We start from the raw sequence: 16157 nt of genomic DNA, 5'->3' as shown, positions 1-16157 counted from the left end.
TCCCGCCCCTCTCCCGCCCCTCTCCCGCACGCGCGAAGGAGTTGCCGATGAGCAGCCGCATGGCCAAACTGATCGCAGGGCGCCTCCTTGTCGCCCTCGCCACGCTTCTGTTCGTCTCCTTCGTGGTCTTCGGCGCCACGCAGCTCCTGCCCGGCGACGTGGCGCAGGCCATTCTCGGCCAGTCCGCGACGCCCGAGGCCGTCGCCGGCCTTCGCACCGCGCTCGGCCTCGACCAGCCGGCGCTGCAGCGCTTCGTCGCCTGGCTCGGCGGCCTCCTGACCGGCGATGCCGGCGTCTCGCTCGTCAGCCGCCAGCCGATCGGCGATCTCGTCTGGACCCGCCTGTCGAAGTCGCTGACGCTGGCCGGCATCGTCGCCGCCGTCTCGGTGCCGATCGCGCTGCTCCTCGGCATCACCACCGCGGTCTGGCGCAACTCGCCCTACGACCGGGTGGTCTCGCTTCTCACCATCTCGGTGGTCTCGGTGCCCGAATTCCTCGTGGCGACGCTCGCCGTCCTCGTCTTCGCCGTGCATCTCCACTGGCTGCCGGCCCTCTCCTTCCTGCCGCCCTCGGCCACCCCGCTGCAGTTCGTGCGAGCCGTCGCCATGCCGGTCATGGCGCTGTCCTTCGTGGTGGTGGCGCAGATGGCGCGCATGACGCGCGCCGCGATGATCGAGGCGCTGAAGAGCCCCTATGTCGAGATGGCAGTGCTGAAGGGCGCGAGCCCGGCGCGGATCGTCCTGCGCCATGCGCTGCCCAACACGATCGGCGCGGTGGCCAACGCGGTGGCGCTCAGCCTCTCCTATCTCCTCGGCGGTGTCATCATCGTCGAGACGATCTTCAACTATCCCGGCATCGCCAAGCTGATGGTGGACAGCGTCTCGATGCGCGACATGCCTGTGGTGCAGGCCTGCGCCATCGTCTTCTGCGCCGTCTACCTCCTCCTCGTGACGCTCGCCGACATCGTGGCGATCGTCTCCAACCCGAGGCTGCGCCATCCATGAGCGATCTCGCGAACGAAACGGGCGCAACCGCCATGACCGAACCCCGCCGCGCCCGCCGCCTCCACATCAACGCCGTCGGCACGATCGGCGCCGCGATCGTCGCGTTCGCCGTCCTCGCCGCCCTCCTCGCGCCCTGGCTGGCGCCGCACGATGCCGGCGAGGTCGTCGACTTCGAGATGTTCGGGAAGATGAGCGCCGCCTTCCCGCTCGGCACTGACTATCTCGGCCGCGACATGCTGAGCCGCGTCCTTCTCGGCGCGCGCTACACGGTCGGCATCGCCTTCCTCGCCACCGCCATCGCCTGCGCCGCCGGAGTCACGCTTGGCCTTTTCGCCGCCGTCATCGGCGGCTGGAGCGACAGCCTGCTGTCGCGCCTTCTCGACGCGCTCACCTCGATCCCTTCCAAGATGCTGGCCCTCGTGCTCGTGGCGGGCCTCGGCTCCTCGATCCCGATCCTCGTTGCCACGCTGGGCTTCATCTACCTGCCGGGCTGCTTCCGCATCACCCGCGCGCTCGCCGTCGGCATCGCGCAGGAAGATTTCGTGCTCGCCGCGCGGGCTCGGGGCGAGCGCCGGCTCTACATCATGATGCGCGAGGTCCTGCCGAACATGGTGGGGCCGCTGCTCGCCGATTTCGGCCTGCGCTTCGTCTTCGTGGTGCTGCTTCTCTCCAGCCTCTCCTTCCTCGGCCTCGGCGTGCAGCCGCCGCAAGCCGATTGGGGCTCGCTGGTGCGCGAGAACATTTCCGGCCTCTCCTACGGCGCGCCCGCGCTCGTCATGCCGGCCGTGGCGATCGCCCTCCTGACGATCGGCGTGAACCTCTTCATCGACAACCTGCCCGGCCGCCGCCGCGCCACCGAAGGGAGCCGCTGAGATGACGGGACCAGACGACGACCACGTCGACATCCGCGGCCTGCGCGTCACCGCACGCGGCGACGACGGGCGCGAGATCCCGATCGTCGAGAATGTCGATTTCCGGATCGCGCGCGGCGAGGTGCTGGCGCTGATCGGCGAATCGGGATCGGGCAAGACCACGATCGCGCTCGCCACGATGGGCTACGCCCGGCCGGGCTGCCGCATCCATTCGGGCTCGGTGCGGGTCTTCGGCCAGGAGATCCTTGCCGCCAATGCGGGCGAGCTGCGGGCGCTGCGCGGCAACCGCATCGCCTATATCGCCCAGAGCGCCGCCGCCTCCTTCAACCCCTCGCGCACGATCATGGCGCAGGTGATCGAGAGCGCCCTCATCCATGGCTCGATGAGCGCCGAGGCCGCGAGCATCAAGGCCCGCGCCCTCTTCCGCGAGCTCGCCCTGCCCCATCCCGACGTGATCGGTGACCGCTACCCGCACCAGGTGTCGGGCGGCCAGCTGCAACGGCTGCTCGCCGCGATGGCCCTGCTCAACGATCCCGACCTCGTGATCTTCGACGAGCCCACCACCGCTCTCGACGTCACCACGCAGATCGAGGTGCTGCGGGCCTTCAAGGCCGCGATCCGCGAGCGCGGCACCACCGGTATCTATGTCAGCCACGACCTCGCCGTGGTCGCCCAGATCGCCGACCGCATCGCGGTGCTGCGCGGCGGCCAGTTGCAGGAGGTCGGCGGCGTCGAGGAGATGGTGAGCGCGCCCCGCCATCCCTACACCCGCCAGCTTCTCGCCGCCGCCGCCCCGGCGCGACGGCGTACGCCGGCGGCGAGCTCGGACGCGACCGCCGAGCCCGTGGTGCTGGAAGCCAGCGGCATCGTCGCCGGCTATGGCGGGCAGGTCCGCGACGGCCTGCCGAAGGTGCGCATCCTCGAGGACATCGACTTCACGCTGCGCCGGGGCGCGACGCTCGGCGTCATCGGCGAATCCGGCTCGGGCAAGTCGACGCTCGCGCGTGTCGTCGCCGGCATCCTGCCGCCAGCGCGCGGCCAAGTGCGGCTGGAGGGGCAAGTGCTCGCCGGCAGCCTCGCCGCGCGTCCGCGCGAGGCGCTGCGCCGCGTTCAGATCGTCTTCCAGAACGCCGACACCGCGCTCAATCCGGCGCAGACGATCGGTGAGATCCTGCAGCGCCCGCTCGCTTTCTACGGCCGGGCGGATGCCGCGAGCCGCAGCGCGCGGCTGCGCCACCTCCTCGACATGGTGCGCCTGCCCGCCTCCGCCGCCGACCGGCTGCCGCGCGAGCTTTCGGGCGGCCAGAAGCAGCGCGCCAACCTCGCCCGCGCGCTCGCCGCCGATCCCGACGTGATCCTCTGCGACGAGGTCACCTCGGCGCTCGACACGGTGGTGGCCGAGGCGATCCTCGACCTCCTCGCCGAGCTGCAGCGCGAGCTGAAGCTCTCCTACATGTTCATCAGCCACGACCTCGGCGTCATCCGCGCCATCAGCGACGAGGTCATGGTGCTGCGCCACGGCCGCGTGGTGGAGCGCGGCGAGACCGAGGCGCTCCTTGCCGACCCGCAGGAGGCCTATACGAAGCTTCTCCTGCGCTCGGTGCCGGAGCTGCGCACCGGCTGGCTCGACGAGGTCGGCGCGCGCGAGGATGCGGCGGCCGCCTGATATCCCGCGAGGGCGCGGCAAACTCTGCCGGGACGCGGGTGCCAAACGCGCGGGATCGCGCGCCGGCCGGTCCTCAAGCGGTGACATCGTCCGCGCCCGCCGCGCCATGATCGAGGCTCCCGTCACCCGGAGCCAGACGATGCCCGCCAATTCCCTGATCGAGCTCGACCGCGACCACCTCATCCACCCCGTGGTCTCCTGGAGCGGGCACGAGGCACGCGGCGCGACGGTGCTCCAGTCGGCCTCCGGCGTGACGCTCACCGACATCGAGGGACGTCAGTTCCTCGACAGCTTTTCCGGCCTCTGGTGCGTCAATGTCGGCTACGGGCACGAGTCGATCGTCGAGGCGGCGGCCGAGCAGATGCGCCGCCTGCCCTATGCCACCGGCTATTTCCACTATTCGTCGGAGCCGGCGATCCGCCTCGCGGCGAGCCTGGCGGAGCTGGCACCGGGCGATCTCAACCACGTCTACTTCACGCTCGGCGGCTCGGACGCCGTCGATTCGGCCGTGCGCTTCATCCGCTACCTCTTCAACGTCACCGGGCGCCCCGCGAAGAAGCACATGATCGCGCTGGAGCGCGGCTATCACGGCTCCTCTACGGTCGGCGCCGGGCTGACAGCGATCCCCGTCTTCCACCAGCATTTCGACGCGCCGACGCCGATCCAGCACCACATCCCCTCGCCCTATCCCTACCGCAACCCGGCGGGATCGGACGACGCCAGCGTCATCGCCTCCTCCGTCGCGGCGCTGCGCGCCAAGGTCGAGGAACTCGGAACCGAGAACGTCGCGGCCTTCTTCGCCGAGCCGGTGCAGGGCTCCGGCGGCGTCATCGTGCCCCCCGACGGCTGGCTGAAGGCAATGGCCGACACCGCCCGCGAGCTCGGCATCCTCTTCGTCGCCGACGAGGTCATCACCGGCTTCGGGCGCACCGGGCCGCTCTTCGGCTGCGAGCACGACGGCGTGGTGCCCGACATCATGACGGTCGCCAAGGGCCTCACCGCCGGCTACGCGCCGATGGGCGCGGTGCTCCTCTCCGACACGATCTACCGCGCCATCGCCGACAACGCGCCGGTCGGCAAGCCGATCGGCCACGGCTTCACCTACTCGGCCCATCCGGTGAGCGCGGCGGTCGGCGTCGAGGTGCTGCGGCTCTACACCGAGGGTGGCATCCTGGAAAACGGCCAGCGCGCCGGCCGGCGCTTCGGCGAAAAGCTGCGGGCGCTGAGCGACCACCCGCTCGTCGGCGAGGTGCGCGTGCGCGGGATGCTGGCAGGCGTCGAGCTCGTCACCTCGAAGGCGAAGCGCACCAAGCCCTCGCCGGACCTGAAGCTCTCGGAGCATCTGGCGCGGCTCGGTCTCGCCAACGGCCTGATCTTCCGGGCGTTTGCCGACGACATCGTCGGCTTCGCGCCGCCCCTCATCTGCACCGACGACGATGTCGACACGCTGATCTCGCGGTTCGAAAAGACGCTGGACGACGTCCTGGCGATCGGCGACGTTCGCGCCGCGCTGGCATGAGCGGGGGGCTGGCATGAGCGGGAGGAACGAGACCATGACGGAACGGCATTACAGGATCGCGGTGATCCCCGGCGACGGCATCGGCGTCGAGGTCGTGCCCGAGGGCGTGCGCGTGCTGGAAGCGGCCGCCGCGCGGTTCGGCTTCACGCTCGACCTGCAAACCCACGCCTTCGCCTCCTGCGACTACTATCTCGAACACGGCAAGATGCTGCCGGACGACTGGCGCGACATCCTCAAGCCCATGGACGCCATCTTCTTCGGCGCCGTCGGCTGGCCCGACAAGGTGCCCGACCACATCTCGCTCTGGGGCTCGCTCCTGCAGTTCCGCCGCGAGTTCGACCAGTACGTGAACCTTCGACCGGTGCGCCTGATGCCGGGCGTTCCCTCGCCGCTGGTCGGTCGCCAGCCCGGCGACATCGACTTCTACGTCGTGCGCGAGAACACCGAGGGCGAATATTCCTCGGTCGGCGGCACGATGTATCCAGGCACGGCGCGCGAGATCGTGATCCAGGAGACGGTGATGAGCCGCCACGGCACCGACCGGATCCTGCGCTTCGCCTTCGAGCTGGCGCAGAGCCGGCCCAAGCGGCACCTGACCTCGGCGACGAAGTCGAACGGCATCGCCATCACCATGCCGTGGTGGGACAGCCGCGTCGAGGCGATGGGCGAGCAGTATCCGGATGTCCGCCGCGACAAGTATCATATCGACATCCTGACGGCGCATTTCGTCCTCAACCCCGACCGCTTCGACGTGGTGGTGGCGTCCAACCTCTTCGGCGACATTCTTTCCGATCTCGGCCCGGCCTGCACCGGCACGATCGGCATCGCGCCGTCGGCCAACATCAACCCGGACGGCGACTTCCCCTCGCTCTTCGAGCCCGTCCACGGCTCGGCGCCCGACATCGCGGGGCACGGCATCGCCAACCCGATCGGCCAGATCTGGACGGCGGCGATGATGCTGGAGCATCTCGGCGAGCGCGAGGCGGCCGACGCGGTGGTCAAGGCCATCGAGACGGCGCTCCAGACGCCGCAGGGGCGCACGCGCGATCTCAAGGGCGACGCCTCGACCCGCGAGGCGGGCGACGCCGTGATCGAGGCCTTCGCCGCCGCCTGAGGCGGGCGGCGCTTGGGGCCCCGCGCCCTTCGCGGGTTCGGGCGGGGCGCGCCCCCGCTTCAGCCGCCGAAGAAGGTGATCTCCTCGCGAAGGCGCGCCATGTCGGCGCCTTCGCCGAGGAGCACGCAGGCGAGGATGCGGGCCTTCACGCCCGCCAGATCGCCGGCGAAGATCGCCCCGGCGCGCTCGGCATCCTTGCCCGCGCCGTTGCCGTAGATCGGCCGTACCCGCCCCTCCGGGCAGCGCGAGCACATGATGACGGCGGTGCCGGAGGCGACGATCTCGCCGATCGCCGCGGTGATCGCCGGCGTCGGGTTGCCGCGCCCGAACCCCTCCACCACGATCGCCCTCGCGCCGCCGCTCGCGGCGGCACGGATCATCCGGTCGGAGGTGCCCATGGCGAGCTTGATGAGGTCCACCTCCGTCTCGAGGCGGGCGGGCGCATAGGTCCGCCGCAGCACTGGGCGGCGATGCAGGCTGACGACCCCGCCGTCGATCTCGCCGAGTTTGCCGTGCTCGCCGGAGCGGAACGTGTCGGTGCGCGAGGTGTGCGTCTTGGTGACGTCGCGCGCGGCGTGGAACTCGTCCTCGAAGGCGATCATCGCGCCCAGGCCCCGTGCCAGCGGCGAGGCCGCGAGGCGCACGGCATTGGCGATGTTGCGCGGCCCGTCGGTGTCGGGCGCGTCGGCCGAGCGCTGCGCGCCGGTGAAGACCACCGGCTTGTCGGAGTCGACGAGAAGGTCGGCGAGGAAGGCGCTCTCCTCCATCGTGTCGGTGCCGTGCGTCACCACCACGCCGTCGCAGTCGGGCCGAGCGAGATGCTCGGCGATGCGCCGCGCCAGCGCGAAGGCGAGCGGCAGTTCGATGGCCGAGGAGCCGACGCGGCAGAAATCGTCGACGTCGAGGCCGATACCCTCCAGCGGATCGTGGAGCCCGGCGCGCAGCTCGGCGCCGGTGATGTCGGCGACGACGTCGGACGAAGTCCCGCCCGGCCGCGAGGCGATCGTGCCGCCGGTGGTGATGAGCTGGATCTGGGCCATGGCGTCGGGCTCCTCGAAGGCATCGGGTCGGTGCGCGCCGCAGGCATGACGCGCCGGCGCGCCGGGATCAACCGCCCCGGCTTTTTCGCGGACAGGAAATTTTCACGCAGGTCGGAAGCAGGAAGCGAACAGGTGCGGCCCGCCGGCGCGATGCCGAGCATCGAATTTCTCTGTCGACAAAAAGAATGCAATCGGCGATATGTAGCACCACCGCAACCGTGGACGGCTCGACCGACTGCGCTCCGGTCCCCCGTTCAACGTCTCCCACGAGGTTTCGCGATGAAGGCTTCCATTTTCTCCGGCGTCATTCCCGCCCTGATGACCCCCTGCAAGAGCGACCGCACGCCGGACTTCGACGCGCTCGTCGCGAAGGCCCGGGAGCTGATCGACGCCGGCATGTCGGCGGTGGTCTATTGCGGCTCGATGGGCGACTGGCCGCTCCTCACCGACGCGCAGCGCATGGAAGGCGTCGAGCGCCTCGTCCAGGCCGGCATCCCCGTGATCGTGGGCACCGGCGCGGTGAACACGGCACTCGCCGTGGCGCATGCCGCGCATGCCGCCAAGGTCGGCGCCCACGGCCTGATGGTGATCCCGCGCGTCCTGTCGCGCGGCTCGGCCCCGGCCGCCCAGCGCGCCCATTTCAAGGCGATCCTCGCCGCCGCGCCCGACCTGCCGGCGGTGATCTACAACAGCCCCTATTACGGCTTCGCGACCCGCGCCGACCTGTTCTTCGCGCTGCGCGCCGAGCATGCCAATCTCGTCGGCTTCAAGGAATTCGGCGGCCCGGCCGACCTTCGCTACGCCGCCGAGACCATCACCAGCCGCGACGACGACGTGTCGCTGATGATCGGCGTCGACACCGCGGTGTTCCACGGCTTCGTCAATTGCGGTGCGACGGGCGCCATCACCGGCATCGGCAACGTCCTGCCGAAGGAGGTGATCCACATGTGCGATCTCGCCCGCGCCGCCGCGGCGGGAGACGCCACCGCGCGCCGCCGCGCGCTCGAACTGGAGGGCGCGCTCGCCGTCCTCTCCTCCTTCGACGAAGGCCCCGATCTCGTCCTCTACTTCAAGCACATGATGGTGCTGAAGGGGTATGGCGAGTACGCGCTGCACTTCAACGAGAGCGACGCACTGAGCGACTCGCAGCGCGGCTATGTCGAGGCGCAGCTGCGCCTGTTCGACACCTGGTACGCCGACTGGAACCGCACGGCGGCCTGATACGGGACGGGGCCTGAGACGGGACGGGGCCGGAGACCGGCCCCTCCACCGCAACCGCCCTCCCCCTTCGTTCCCCGCGGAACGGAGGGGGAGGGCATCCGTCGTTGGCGGTTCGACCGGTCAGCCCACCGCGTCCAGCCCCTCCGCCAGCAGCCGGTCGAGCAGCGCCGTCTCGGCCGCGCTGAGCGCGATGCCGGAGGTCTGCGAAACCTCGCGGGCCGCGAACCGACGCTGCGACGGCAGCCGGGCGCCCTGGCCGAGAATGGCGTCGAACAGGATCTCGGCACGCGCCAGCGGGTCGCCGCGCCGCGCCCCTGCGAAGCGTTCCGGCGAGAAGGCGACGACGAGTTCGCCGTGCATCGGCGAGAGGCTCGTCGAGCCCAGCTCCGCCAGCACTTCGGGGCTCGTGAGGTCGCCGATCATCACGCCCGCGAGAAGTTCGATCATCGTCGAGATCGCCGAGCCCTTGTGCCCGCCGAAGGGCAGCATGGCGCCGGCCAGCGCGGTTTGCGGGTCGGTGGTCGGCTGCCCGTCGCCGTCGATCGCCCAGCCCTCGGGCAGCGTCTCGCCGGCCCGGCGCCGCAGCTCGATCTCGCCGCGCGCCGCCACCGAGGTCGCGAAATCGAAGACGTAGGGCGGCGCCTGCGTGCGCGGCCAGCCGAAGGCCAGCGGATTGGTGCCGAGCAGCGCGGCGATGCCGCCCGCCGGCGCCACCGCCGAATAGCTGGGGCAGAGCGCCAGGCTCGCCAGGCCATGCCCCGCCAGCGCCTCGACATCGGGCCAGAGCGCCGAGAAATGCGTGCAGTCGTTGATCACCAGCGCCGCGAGGCCGAGCGCCCTCGTGCGCTCCACCAGCACCGGCAGCCCCGCCTCGAAAGCCGGCCCGGCAAAGCCGCGGCGCGCATCCACCCGCGTGATCGCCGACCCATCGCCGGGTAGCACCACGGGCACCGCGCCCGGATCGACCTTGCCCGCCTTCACCGTGCGCAGCACGCCCTCCAGCCGGTAGATCCCATGCGACTTGCAGGCGTCGCGCTCGCCCGCGACGATCACCCGCATCACCGCGCCGGCCTGGACCGGGTTCAGCCCGGCGCGGCGCAGGATCGCCTCGACCCGCGCCTCCAGCGCCTCGATCGTCATCGTCCGGGGCTCGCTCATCACTTGTCTCCTGTCTCACCACGCATCGGGGCAGCACGCATCGGGGCCGCACCGCGAGCGCACCGCATCATGCCGCCGGCGTGCATCGGACGAACGAGGCGCGTAGGCTCACGCGGACCCGCGACCCGCCGCCCGTGGCGGGATCTCCGATCGCACTGCACCATTCGCACTCAATCGACGAACTGCCACGCCGCTAGGCACATCGCCTCTTGCACACTTGTTGTATTTTCTGCTTCATGGCAACCGCTGACGCCGACGGGGGACCCTTCGGCCCGAACGATCACACAAGGGGAATCCGACTGATGAAGACGAAGGCCATCGCGTTCAGCCTGCTGGCTGCCACCATTCTCTGCGGCCCCGCCCGCGCCGACAAGCTCGACGACATCATCGGCGCCGGGGTCCTGCGCTGCGCCGTGGTGCTCGACTTCCCCCCGATGGGCTCGCGCGACGCCGCCAACACGCCGATCGGCTTCGACGTCGACTATTGCAACGACCTGGCCAAGGCGCTCGGCGTCACCGCCGAGATCGTCGAGACGCCCTTCCCCGAGCGCATTCCCGCCCTCATGTCGGGCCGCGTCGACGTCGGCGTCGCTTCGACCTCCGACACGCTCGAGCGCGCCAAGACAGTCGGCATGACCATCCCCTACTTCGCCTTCGAGATGGCGGTCACCGCCAACGAGAAGTCCGGCATCACCTCGTTCGAGACGATGAAGGGCAAGACCGTCGGCGCCACCGCGGGCACCTACGAGGCGATCGCGCTGGAAGCGCAGGTCAAGGAATGGGGCACCGGCGAGTTCCGTCCCTACCAGACGCAGGCCGACGTGTTCCTGGCGCTCAGCCAGGGCCAGCTCGACGCCACCGTCTCGACCTCGACCGTCGCGCAGGCCACGGTCAAGACTGGCAACTTCCCCGGCATCGCGGTCGTCGGCAAGGCGCCCTTCGACACCGACTACGTCGCGCTCTTCACCAATCGCGAAGAGTACGGGATGATCAATTACCTGAACCTCTTCATCAGCCAGCAGGTTCGCACCGGGCGCTACAAGGAGCTCTATGAAAAGTGGGTGGGCGGCGAGGCGCCGAACCTGACCGTGCCCGGCGTCTACCGCTGATCTGAAGGCTTCGCGAAGCCGGCACGCCGGGGTCTCCATACCCTCGGCGTGCCGGCTTCGGCGTCATCGAGAGCGCGAGCGACATGTTCAACTACACGTTCCGCTGGAACCAGGCGTTCCAGGCCCTGCCCCAGATGCTCGACGGCGCGCTCGTCACGCTCCAGATCGCCCTCCTGTCGATGGTGATCGGGGTCGCGCTGGCGCTCGTGCTCACGCTGTTCCGGCGCTCCGAAAGCCGTATTCTGCGGGGCTTCGCCACGACCTGGGTGGAGGTGGCGCGCAACACGCCGGCGCTCTTCCAGATCTACATGGCGCATTTCGGCCTCGGCAGTTTCGGCATCCATCTCAGCCCCTTCACCGCGCTTCTGGCCGGCATCGCCTTCAACAATGCGGGCTATCTCGCCGAGAACTTCCGCGGCGCGCTGAAGGCGATCCCCGAGACGCAGCCGCGCGCGGGTCGCTCGCTCGGCATGACCTCGCTGCAGGCCTTCCGCCTCGTGGTGCTGCCGCAGATGGCCCGCGTCGCCTTCCTGCCGGCCACCAACCAGATGGTCTGGGCGATCCTGATGACCTCGCTCGGCGTCACCGTCGGCATGAACACCGATCTCGCCGGGGTCACGCAGGCGCTGAACGCCCGCTCCTTCCGCACCTTCGAGTTCTTCGCGCTCGCCGCCGTGATCTACTACCTGATCGCCAAGCTCGTCACCCTGGCCGCGGGGCTCCTCGCCCGGCGCCTGTTCCGCTACTGACGAGACCCGCACCGATGTTCGACACGGCCCTCACCACCACCGACCTCCTGTTCCTCGCCAAGGGCGCCGGCATGACGCTCGCCGTCACCGCCGTCTCGGTGGCGGCCGGAACGCTGCTCGGCATCCTCTTCGGCATCGCGCGCTTCCAGCTCGGCCCCTACTGGTTCGCGCCGATGACGCTGGTTCTCGATATCTTCCGCTCGGTTCCGCTCCTCATCCAGCTCGTGCTCGGCAACGCCTTCCAGGCGATCGTGAAACTCGGCTGGAGCCCGTTCACCACCTCCTGCGTCGTGCTCTCGCTCTATACGGCGGCCTATTGCACCGAGATCGTGCGCGGCTCGATGGAATCGGTGCCCTCGACCACGCGCCGCGCGGGCCGCTCGCTCGGGCTGACCTGGGGGCAGGACCTGCGCTGGATCGTGGCGCCGCTCGCCACCCGCATCGCGCTGCCCTCCTGGATCGGCCTGACCCTCGGCGTGATGAAGGATTCGGCGCTCGTGCTCTGGCTCGGCCTTATCGAGCTGCTTCGCGCCTCGCAGATCCTCGTCACCCGGCTTCAGGAACCGCTCTTCATCCTGATGATCTGCGGCCTCATCTACTTCCTCCTGTCCTTCCCCATCGCCCGGCTCGGCGGCTATCTCGAGAAACGCTGGTCCCCCCATGATTGAGATCCAAGACCTCCGCAAATCCTTCGGCCCGCTCGAAGTGCTCAAGGGCATCGACCTCACCGTCGCCAAGGGCGAAGTGCTGACGATCGTCGGCGGCTCGGGCTCGGGCAAGTCGACCCTCCTCACCTGCATCAACGGTCTGGAGCCGATCAATGCCGGCAGGATCCTCGTCGACGGCACCGAGGTCCACGCCAAGTCGACCAATCTCGACAAGCTGCGCCGCAAGATCGGGATCGTGTTCCAGCAGTGGAACGCCTTTCCGCACCTCACCGTCCTCGAGAACGTCATGCTGGCGCCGCGCAAGGTGCTGGGCCAGCCCAAGGCGCAGGCCGAGGAGATGGCGGTGCGCCAGCTCACGCATGTCGGCCTCGCCGACAAGCTCGCGGTGTATCCGAGCCGCCTGTCGGGCGGCCAGCAGCAACGCATGGCCATCGCCCGCGCGCTTGCCATGTCGCCGGACTACATGCTCTTCGACGAGGTGACCTCGGCGCTCGACCCGATGCTGGTGGGCGAGGTGCTCGACACGCTGCGCATGCTGGCCTCCGAGGGCATGACGATGATCTGCGTGACGCACGAGATGAAGTTCGCGCGCGAGGTCTCCGACCGCGTCGCCTTCTTCCACCAGGGCGTCATGGCCGAGATCGCCGCGCCCGAGGCCTTCTTCGAGGCGCCGACCCGGCCCGAGACGCGCGCCTTCCTCGCCGCGACGCATTGATGGCCTGGGCACCCGCCGCATGGCGCAACGGGCTCGCCGCGTGAGCTCGGTCACCGGCGCCCGCAGCATCCTCCCCGGCACGGCGGAGGGCCCCGTCGTGGCGCTCGGTGAGCCGCTGAGCTTCTGGGGCGGGGTGGATCCGGCGACCGGCGCCATCATCGACGTTCACCATCCCCAGCACGGCGTCCCACTCGGCGGCGCGGTGCTGATGATGAGCTCGAGCCGGGGCTCCTGCACGGGATCGGGCGTCCTCCTCGATCTAGCCTTGTCCGGCCGCGCGCCGGCGGCGCTGCTCTTTCGCGAAAGCGAGGACGTGCTGACGCTCGGCGCGCTCGTCGCCGCCGAAATGTTCGATCGCACCATTCCCGTGCTGCGCCTGTCCCCAGACGCCTACGCTGCGATCGCCCAAAGGCCCTCGGCCCGCATCGGGCTGGACGCGATCGAGGCCGGCGACCTCGCGATTCCCGTCGAGCCGCCGACCGCCGTGGCGCTCTCGCTGACCGAGCACGACCACGCCATGCTGGAAGGCCACGACGGCCCGGCGGTGGCGCAGGCCATGCGCATCGTCTGCGCCATGGCTCGCCAGCAGGGCGCGAGCGACCTCGTCGACGTGACGCGCGGCCATGTCGACGGCTGCATCTATGCCAGCCCCGCCAACCTCGCCTTCGCCGAGGCGATGGAGCAGCTCGGGGCGCGCGTGCGCATCCCCACCACGATGAACGCGATCTCGGTGGATCTCGACAACTGGCAGCGCCAGGGCGTGCCACCCGCCTTCGGCACCCCGGCGGCGCGGCTCGCCGAGGCCTATGTGCGCATGGGTTGCCGGCCCAGCTTCACCTGCGCCCCCTACCTCCTCGCCGATGCCCCGCGCTTCGGCGAGACCATCGCCTGGTCGGAATCCAACGCGGTGATCTACGCCAACAGCGTAATCGGCGCGCGCACCGCCAAGCACCCCGATTTCCTCGATCTCTGCATCGCGCTCACCGGCCGCGCGCCGCTCGCCGGCGTCTATCTCGGCCGCAATCGCCGGGCCCGGCGGGTCATCGACGTCGCGCTGCCACCGGGCGCCGGCGAGGCGGTCTGGCCGCTCATCGGCTATCTCGCCGGCCACGCCGCGCCGGACGCCATCCCGCTCCTGCGGGGCCTCGCCACCGGCCATCCGACCCCAGACGATCTGAAAGCCCTCTGCGCCGCCTTCGGCACCACCTCCGCCGCGCCAATGCTGCATATCGAGGGCGTCACGCCGGAAGCCGAAGGCATTGCCGACGACGACGCTCCCCGCTCCGCGATCACCAAAGACGACCTCGCCGCCGGTTGGCGCCGCCTCAACGCCGGGCCGGAGGCGGTGGAACTCGTCGCCATCGGCAGCCCGCACGCCTCGCTTGGGGAATGCCGGGCGCTGGCCGACGCGCTCATCGGGCGCGCCCGCCATCCGAATGTCGCCGTGATCGTCACTGCGGGACGGGAGGTAATCGCGGGCGCAGAGACTGAGGGCACGCTCTCGCGCCTTCGCGCCGTCGGCGTCGAGATCCTCCCCGATCTATGCTGGTGCTCGATCTCACGGCCGGTCTTCCCGCCGGCGACCCGCACCGTCCTCACCAATTCCGGCAAATACGCCCATTACGGCCCGGGCCTCAGCGACTGCGCCGTGCGCCTCGGCACGCTGGAGGATTGCGCCGAGGCCGCGGTCACCGGCCGCGTTCCCGTGCGCCTGCCGCCCTGGCTGACCTGAAGGATAGCAGTGATGCGAAGCCGCAAGACCATTCACGTGATTTCCGCCCATGCGGAAGGCGAGGTCGGCGACGTCATCGTCGGCGGCGTCACACCGCCGCCCGGCGCCACGCTCTGGGAGCAGAGCCGCTGGATCGCCAACGAAGGCACCTTGCGAAACTTCGTCCTTAACGAGCCGCGCGGCGGCGTCTTCCGCCACGTCAACCTGCTGGTGCCGCCCAAGCGCACTGAGGCGGCCGCGGCCTTCATCATCATGGAGCCCGAGGACACGCCGCCCATGTCCGGCTCGAACTCGATCTGCGTGGCGACGGTGCTGCTCGACGGCGGCATCCTGCCGATGCACGAGCCCTTCACCGAGTTCATCCTCGAAGCGCCCGGCGGCCTCGTTAAGGTGCGCGCCGAGTGCCGGGACGGCAAGGCGCGCCGGATCTTCGTCGAGAACCTGCCAAGCTTCGTCGACCGGCTCGAGGCAAAGCTGGAGGTCGAGGGAATCGGCACCCTCACCGTCGACACCGCTTATGGCGGCGACAGTTTCGTCATCGTCGACGCCCAGGCGATGGGCTTCGATCTCGTCGCGGACGAAGCGCACGACATCGCCCGTCTCGGTGTGCGCATCGTCGCGGCGGCCAACGAACGGCTTGGCTTCCACCATCCCGAAAACCCGGACTGGCGCCATTTCTCCTTCTGCCTCTTCGCCGGTCCGATCGAGCGCACGCCCGAGGGCCTCAAGGCAGGCGCGGCCGTCGCGATCCAGCCAGGCAAGGTCGATCGGTCCCCCACCGGCACAGCCCTCTCGGCCCGCATGGCCGTACTCCATGCGCGCGGTCAGATGAACCTCGACGACCGGCTCACCGCCGTCTCGCTCATCGGCTCGACCTTCACCGGCCGCATCCTCGGCACGACCGACATCGGCACCCGCCCCGCCATCCGTCCCGAAATCTCGGGCCGGGCCTGGATCACCGGCACCCACCAGCACATGCTCGACCCTGAAGACCCCTGGCCGGAAGGCTACCGCCTCACCGACACCTGGGGCGCGCGCTGACGGGGACCCGCGCGATCTGGCACATCGTACGTGATTGGGGATGTCGGTGAGACCGACGGGACTTCGATTCGAGATCGAAGCGTTCAATTCCCTCGCATCGATGCTGCGGCCACCGGCAAGGGCTGAAGTCGTCGGACCGAAAGAACGCACCAGAATAGTCAGATATCGGGCAGGATGCTCCAGCACTGACAACAGTGCCAGCCTGATAGACTGCGGCGCCCGCGCCGTCCTCGTGTGGTTTCGTCTGGCATCGAGACCCAACGATCCAACCTCCGATGTCCTGCATCGATCTAGCCCCGCTCCTCCCCTTCGCAGCCGCCCTCTTCGTCTTCGCCACCAGTCTTGGCCCAGACGGCATGACCGCCTTCGCCCGCACTCCTTCGTACGGGGCTCTATGCCGGAGCTGCCGATCTCGTCTGGATGGGTGTCCGCTTTTGGACAGCTAAACCCGTGGTGCTCGATTATCGAGCCAACGCCAAACGCGGCGGTCTGACGAGGCTGGATGCCACCAGCACCGTTTTTATGCGGTTGAATAGTATATTGTATTAC

14 protein-coding genes are annotated in these 16157 nt (G+C 69.6%); 12 read left to right on the top strand and 2 right to left on the bottom strand.

The window, feature by feature from the left end; all coding sequences use genetic code 11:
• The first annotated feature begins 47 nt into the window (after window positions 1–47).
• From AUL33_RS06475 to AUL33_RS06455, 5 genes are all read left to right on the top strand, one after another.
• Complete coding sequence (locus tag AUL33_RS06475; RefSeq protein WP_062205448.1) at window positions 48–1004, top strand: ABC transporter permease; 957 nt, start codon at window positions 48–50, stop codon at window positions 1002–1004.
• Window positions 1001–1876: an ABC transporter permease gene (locus AUL33_RS06470; RefSeq protein ID WP_062205446.1), complete on the top strand. Its 876-nt coding sequence runs from the start codon at window positions 1001–1003 to the stop codon at window positions 1874–1876. The genes AUL33_RS06475 and AUL33_RS06470 overlap by 4 nt, the downstream gene beginning before the upstream one ends.
• A gap of 1 nt (window position 1877) precedes the next feature.
• Window positions 1878–3542, top strand: coding sequence for an ABC transporter ATP-binding protein (locus AUL33_RS06465; RefSeq protein WP_062205443.1), 1665 nt, complete (start codon window positions 1878–1880; stop codon window positions 3540–3542).
• Window positions 3543–3681: 139 nt separating this feature from the next.
• Window positions 3682–5061 carry an aminotransferase class III-fold pyridoxal phosphate-dependent enzyme gene (locus tag AUL33_RS06460; protein WP_062205452.1) on the top strand — a complete coding sequence of 460 codons (1380 nt, stop codon included), beginning with the start codon at window positions 3682–3684 and terminating at the stop codon, window positions 5059–5061.
• A gap of 34 nt (window positions 5062–5095) precedes the next feature.
• On the top strand, window positions 5096–6175 hold the full coding sequence (locus AUL33_RS06455) for a tartrate dehydrogenase (RefSeq protein WP_082652366.1): 1080 nt from the start codon (window positions 5096–5098) through the stop codon (window positions 6173–6175).
• Between the two features lie 59 nt (window positions 6176–6234).
• Here the strand turns inward: AUL33_RS06455 and AUL33_RS06450 are convergent, their stop codons facing one another.
• A complete protein-coding gene (locus AUL33_RS06450; RefSeq protein ID WP_062205437.1) occupies window positions 6235–7215 on the bottom strand; it encodes an asparaginase in 981 nt (326 codons plus the stop codon).
• Window positions 7216–7494: 279 nt separating this feature from the next.
• Between AUL33_RS06450 and AUL33_RS06445 the strand changes: the two genes are divergently transcribed.
• A complete protein-coding gene (locus AUL33_RS06445) occupies window positions 7495–8436 on the top strand; it encodes a dihydrodipicolinate synthase family protein (RefSeq protein ID WP_062205434.1) in 942 nt (313 codons plus the stop codon).
• A 120-nt stretch (window positions 8437–8556) separates the two neighbouring features.
• Here AUL33_RS06445 and AUL33_RS06440 read toward each other — a convergent pair whose 3' ends face one another.
• Complete coding sequence (locus AUL33_RS06440; RefSeq protein WP_062205430.1) at window positions 8557–9594, bottom strand: Ldh family oxidoreductase; 1038 nt, start codon at window positions 9592–9594, stop codon at window positions 8557–8559.
• 302 nt (window positions 9595–9896) lie between these two features.
• On the opposite strand from AUL33_RS06440, the gene AUL33_RS06435 reads away from it, so the two are divergent.
• The 6 genes from AUL33_RS06435 to AUL33_RS06410 all read left to right on the top strand — a co-directional run bounded on the left by AUL33_RS06435 (window position 9897) and on the right by AUL33_RS06410 (window position 15608).
• Complete coding sequence (locus AUL33_RS06435) at window positions 9897–10703, top strand: transporter substrate-binding domain-containing protein (protein ID WP_062205427.1); 807 nt, start codon at window positions 9897–9899, stop codon at window positions 10701–10703.
• 83 nt (window positions 10704–10786) lie between these two features.
• Entirely contained in the window at window positions 10787–11452 is a 666-nt protein-coding gene (locus AUL33_RS06430; RefSeq protein ID WP_062205423.1) for an amino acid ABC transporter permease, read from the top strand.
• 14 nt (window positions 11453–11466) lie between these two features.
• A complete protein-coding gene (locus tag AUL33_RS06425; RefSeq protein WP_062205420.1) occupies window positions 11467–12120 on the top strand; it encodes an amino acid ABC transporter permease in 654 nt (217 codons plus the stop codon).
• Window positions 12113–12835, top strand: a complete 723-nt coding sequence (locus AUL33_RS06420) for an amino acid ABC transporter ATP-binding protein (RefSeq protein ID WP_062205417.1) — start codon at window positions 12113–12115, stop codon at window positions 12833–12835. The genes AUL33_RS06425 and AUL33_RS06420 overlap by 8 nt, the downstream gene beginning before the upstream one ends.
• A 40-nt stretch (window positions 12836–12875) precedes the next feature.
• Window positions 12876–14567 (top strand): aconitase X, encoded by a 1692-nt coding sequence (locus AUL33_RS06415; RefSeq protein WP_062205450.1) that lies wholly within the window; start codon window positions 12876–12878, stop codon window positions 14565–14567.
• A gap of 12 nt (window positions 14568–14579) precedes the next feature.
• Window positions 14580–15608 (top strand): proline racemase family protein, encoded by a 1029-nt coding sequence (locus tag AUL33_RS06410; protein ID WP_062205414.1) that lies wholly within the window; start codon window positions 14580–14582, stop codon window positions 15606–15608.
• Window positions 15609–16157: the final 549 nt, after the last annotated feature.

The sequence above is a fragment of the Aureimonas sp. AU12 genome (assembly GCF_001463705.1).
Taxonomy (GTDB): domain Bacteria; phylum Pseudomonadota; class Alphaproteobacteria; order Rhizobiales; family Rhizobiaceae; genus Aureimonas.
Note: the sequence above shows the minus strand (reverse complement) of the source record. Positions and strands in the feature narration are given on the sequence as shown.

Bases quoted from the DNA above. Each gene is read 5' to 3' on its own strand.
- AUL33_RS06450 (WP_062205437.1), bottom strand. From the start codon at position 7,215: ATGGCCCAGATCCAGCTCATCACCACCGGCGGCACGATCGCCTCGCGG.
- AUL33_RS06435 (WP_062205427.1), top strand. From the start codon at position 9,897: ATGAAGACGAAGGCCATCGCGTTCAGCCTGCTGGCTGCCACCATTCTC.
- AUL33_RS06475 (WP_062205448.1), top strand. From the start codon at position 48: ATGAGCAGCCGCATGGCCAAACTGATCGCAGGGCGCCTCCTTGTCGCC.
- AUL33_RS06430 (WP_062205423.1), top strand. From the start codon at position 10,787: ATGTTCAACTACACGTTCCGCTGGAACCAGGCGTTCCAGGCCCTGCCC.
- AUL33_RS06465 (WP_062205443.1), top strand. From the start codon at position 1,878: ATGACGGGACCAGACGACGACCACGTCGACATCCGCGGCCTGCGCGTC.
- AUL33_RS06420 (WP_062205417.1), top strand. From the start codon at position 12,113: ATGATTGAGATCCAAGACCTCCGCAAATCCTTCGGCCCGCTCGAAGTG.
- AUL33_RS06460 (WP_062205452.1), top strand. From the start codon at position 3,682: ATGCCCGCCAATTCCCTGATCGAGCTCGACCGCGACCACCTCATCCAC.
- AUL33_RS06455 (WP_082652366.1), top strand. From the start codon at position 5,096: ATGACGGAACGGCATTACAGGATCGCGGTGATCCCCGGCGACGGCATC.
- AUL33_RS06445 (WP_062205434.1), top strand. From the start codon at position 7,495: ATGAAGGCTTCCATTTTCTCCGGCGTCATTCCCGCCCTGATGACCCCC.
- AUL33_RS06440 (WP_062205430.1), bottom strand. From the start codon at position 9,594: ATGAGCGAGCCCCGGACGATGACGATCGAGGCGCTGGAGGCGCGGGTC.
- AUL33_RS06425 (WP_062205420.1), top strand. From the start codon at position 11,467: ATGTTCGACACGGCCCTCACCACCACCGACCTCCTGTTCCTCGCCAAG.
- AUL33_RS06410 (WP_062205414.1), top strand. From the start codon at position 14,580: ATGCGAAGCCGCAAGACCATTCACGTGATTTCCGCCCATGCGGAAGGC.
- AUL33_RS06470 (WP_062205446.1), top strand. From the start codon at position 1,001: ATGAGCGATCTCGCGAACGAAACGGGCGCAACCGCCATGACCGAACCC.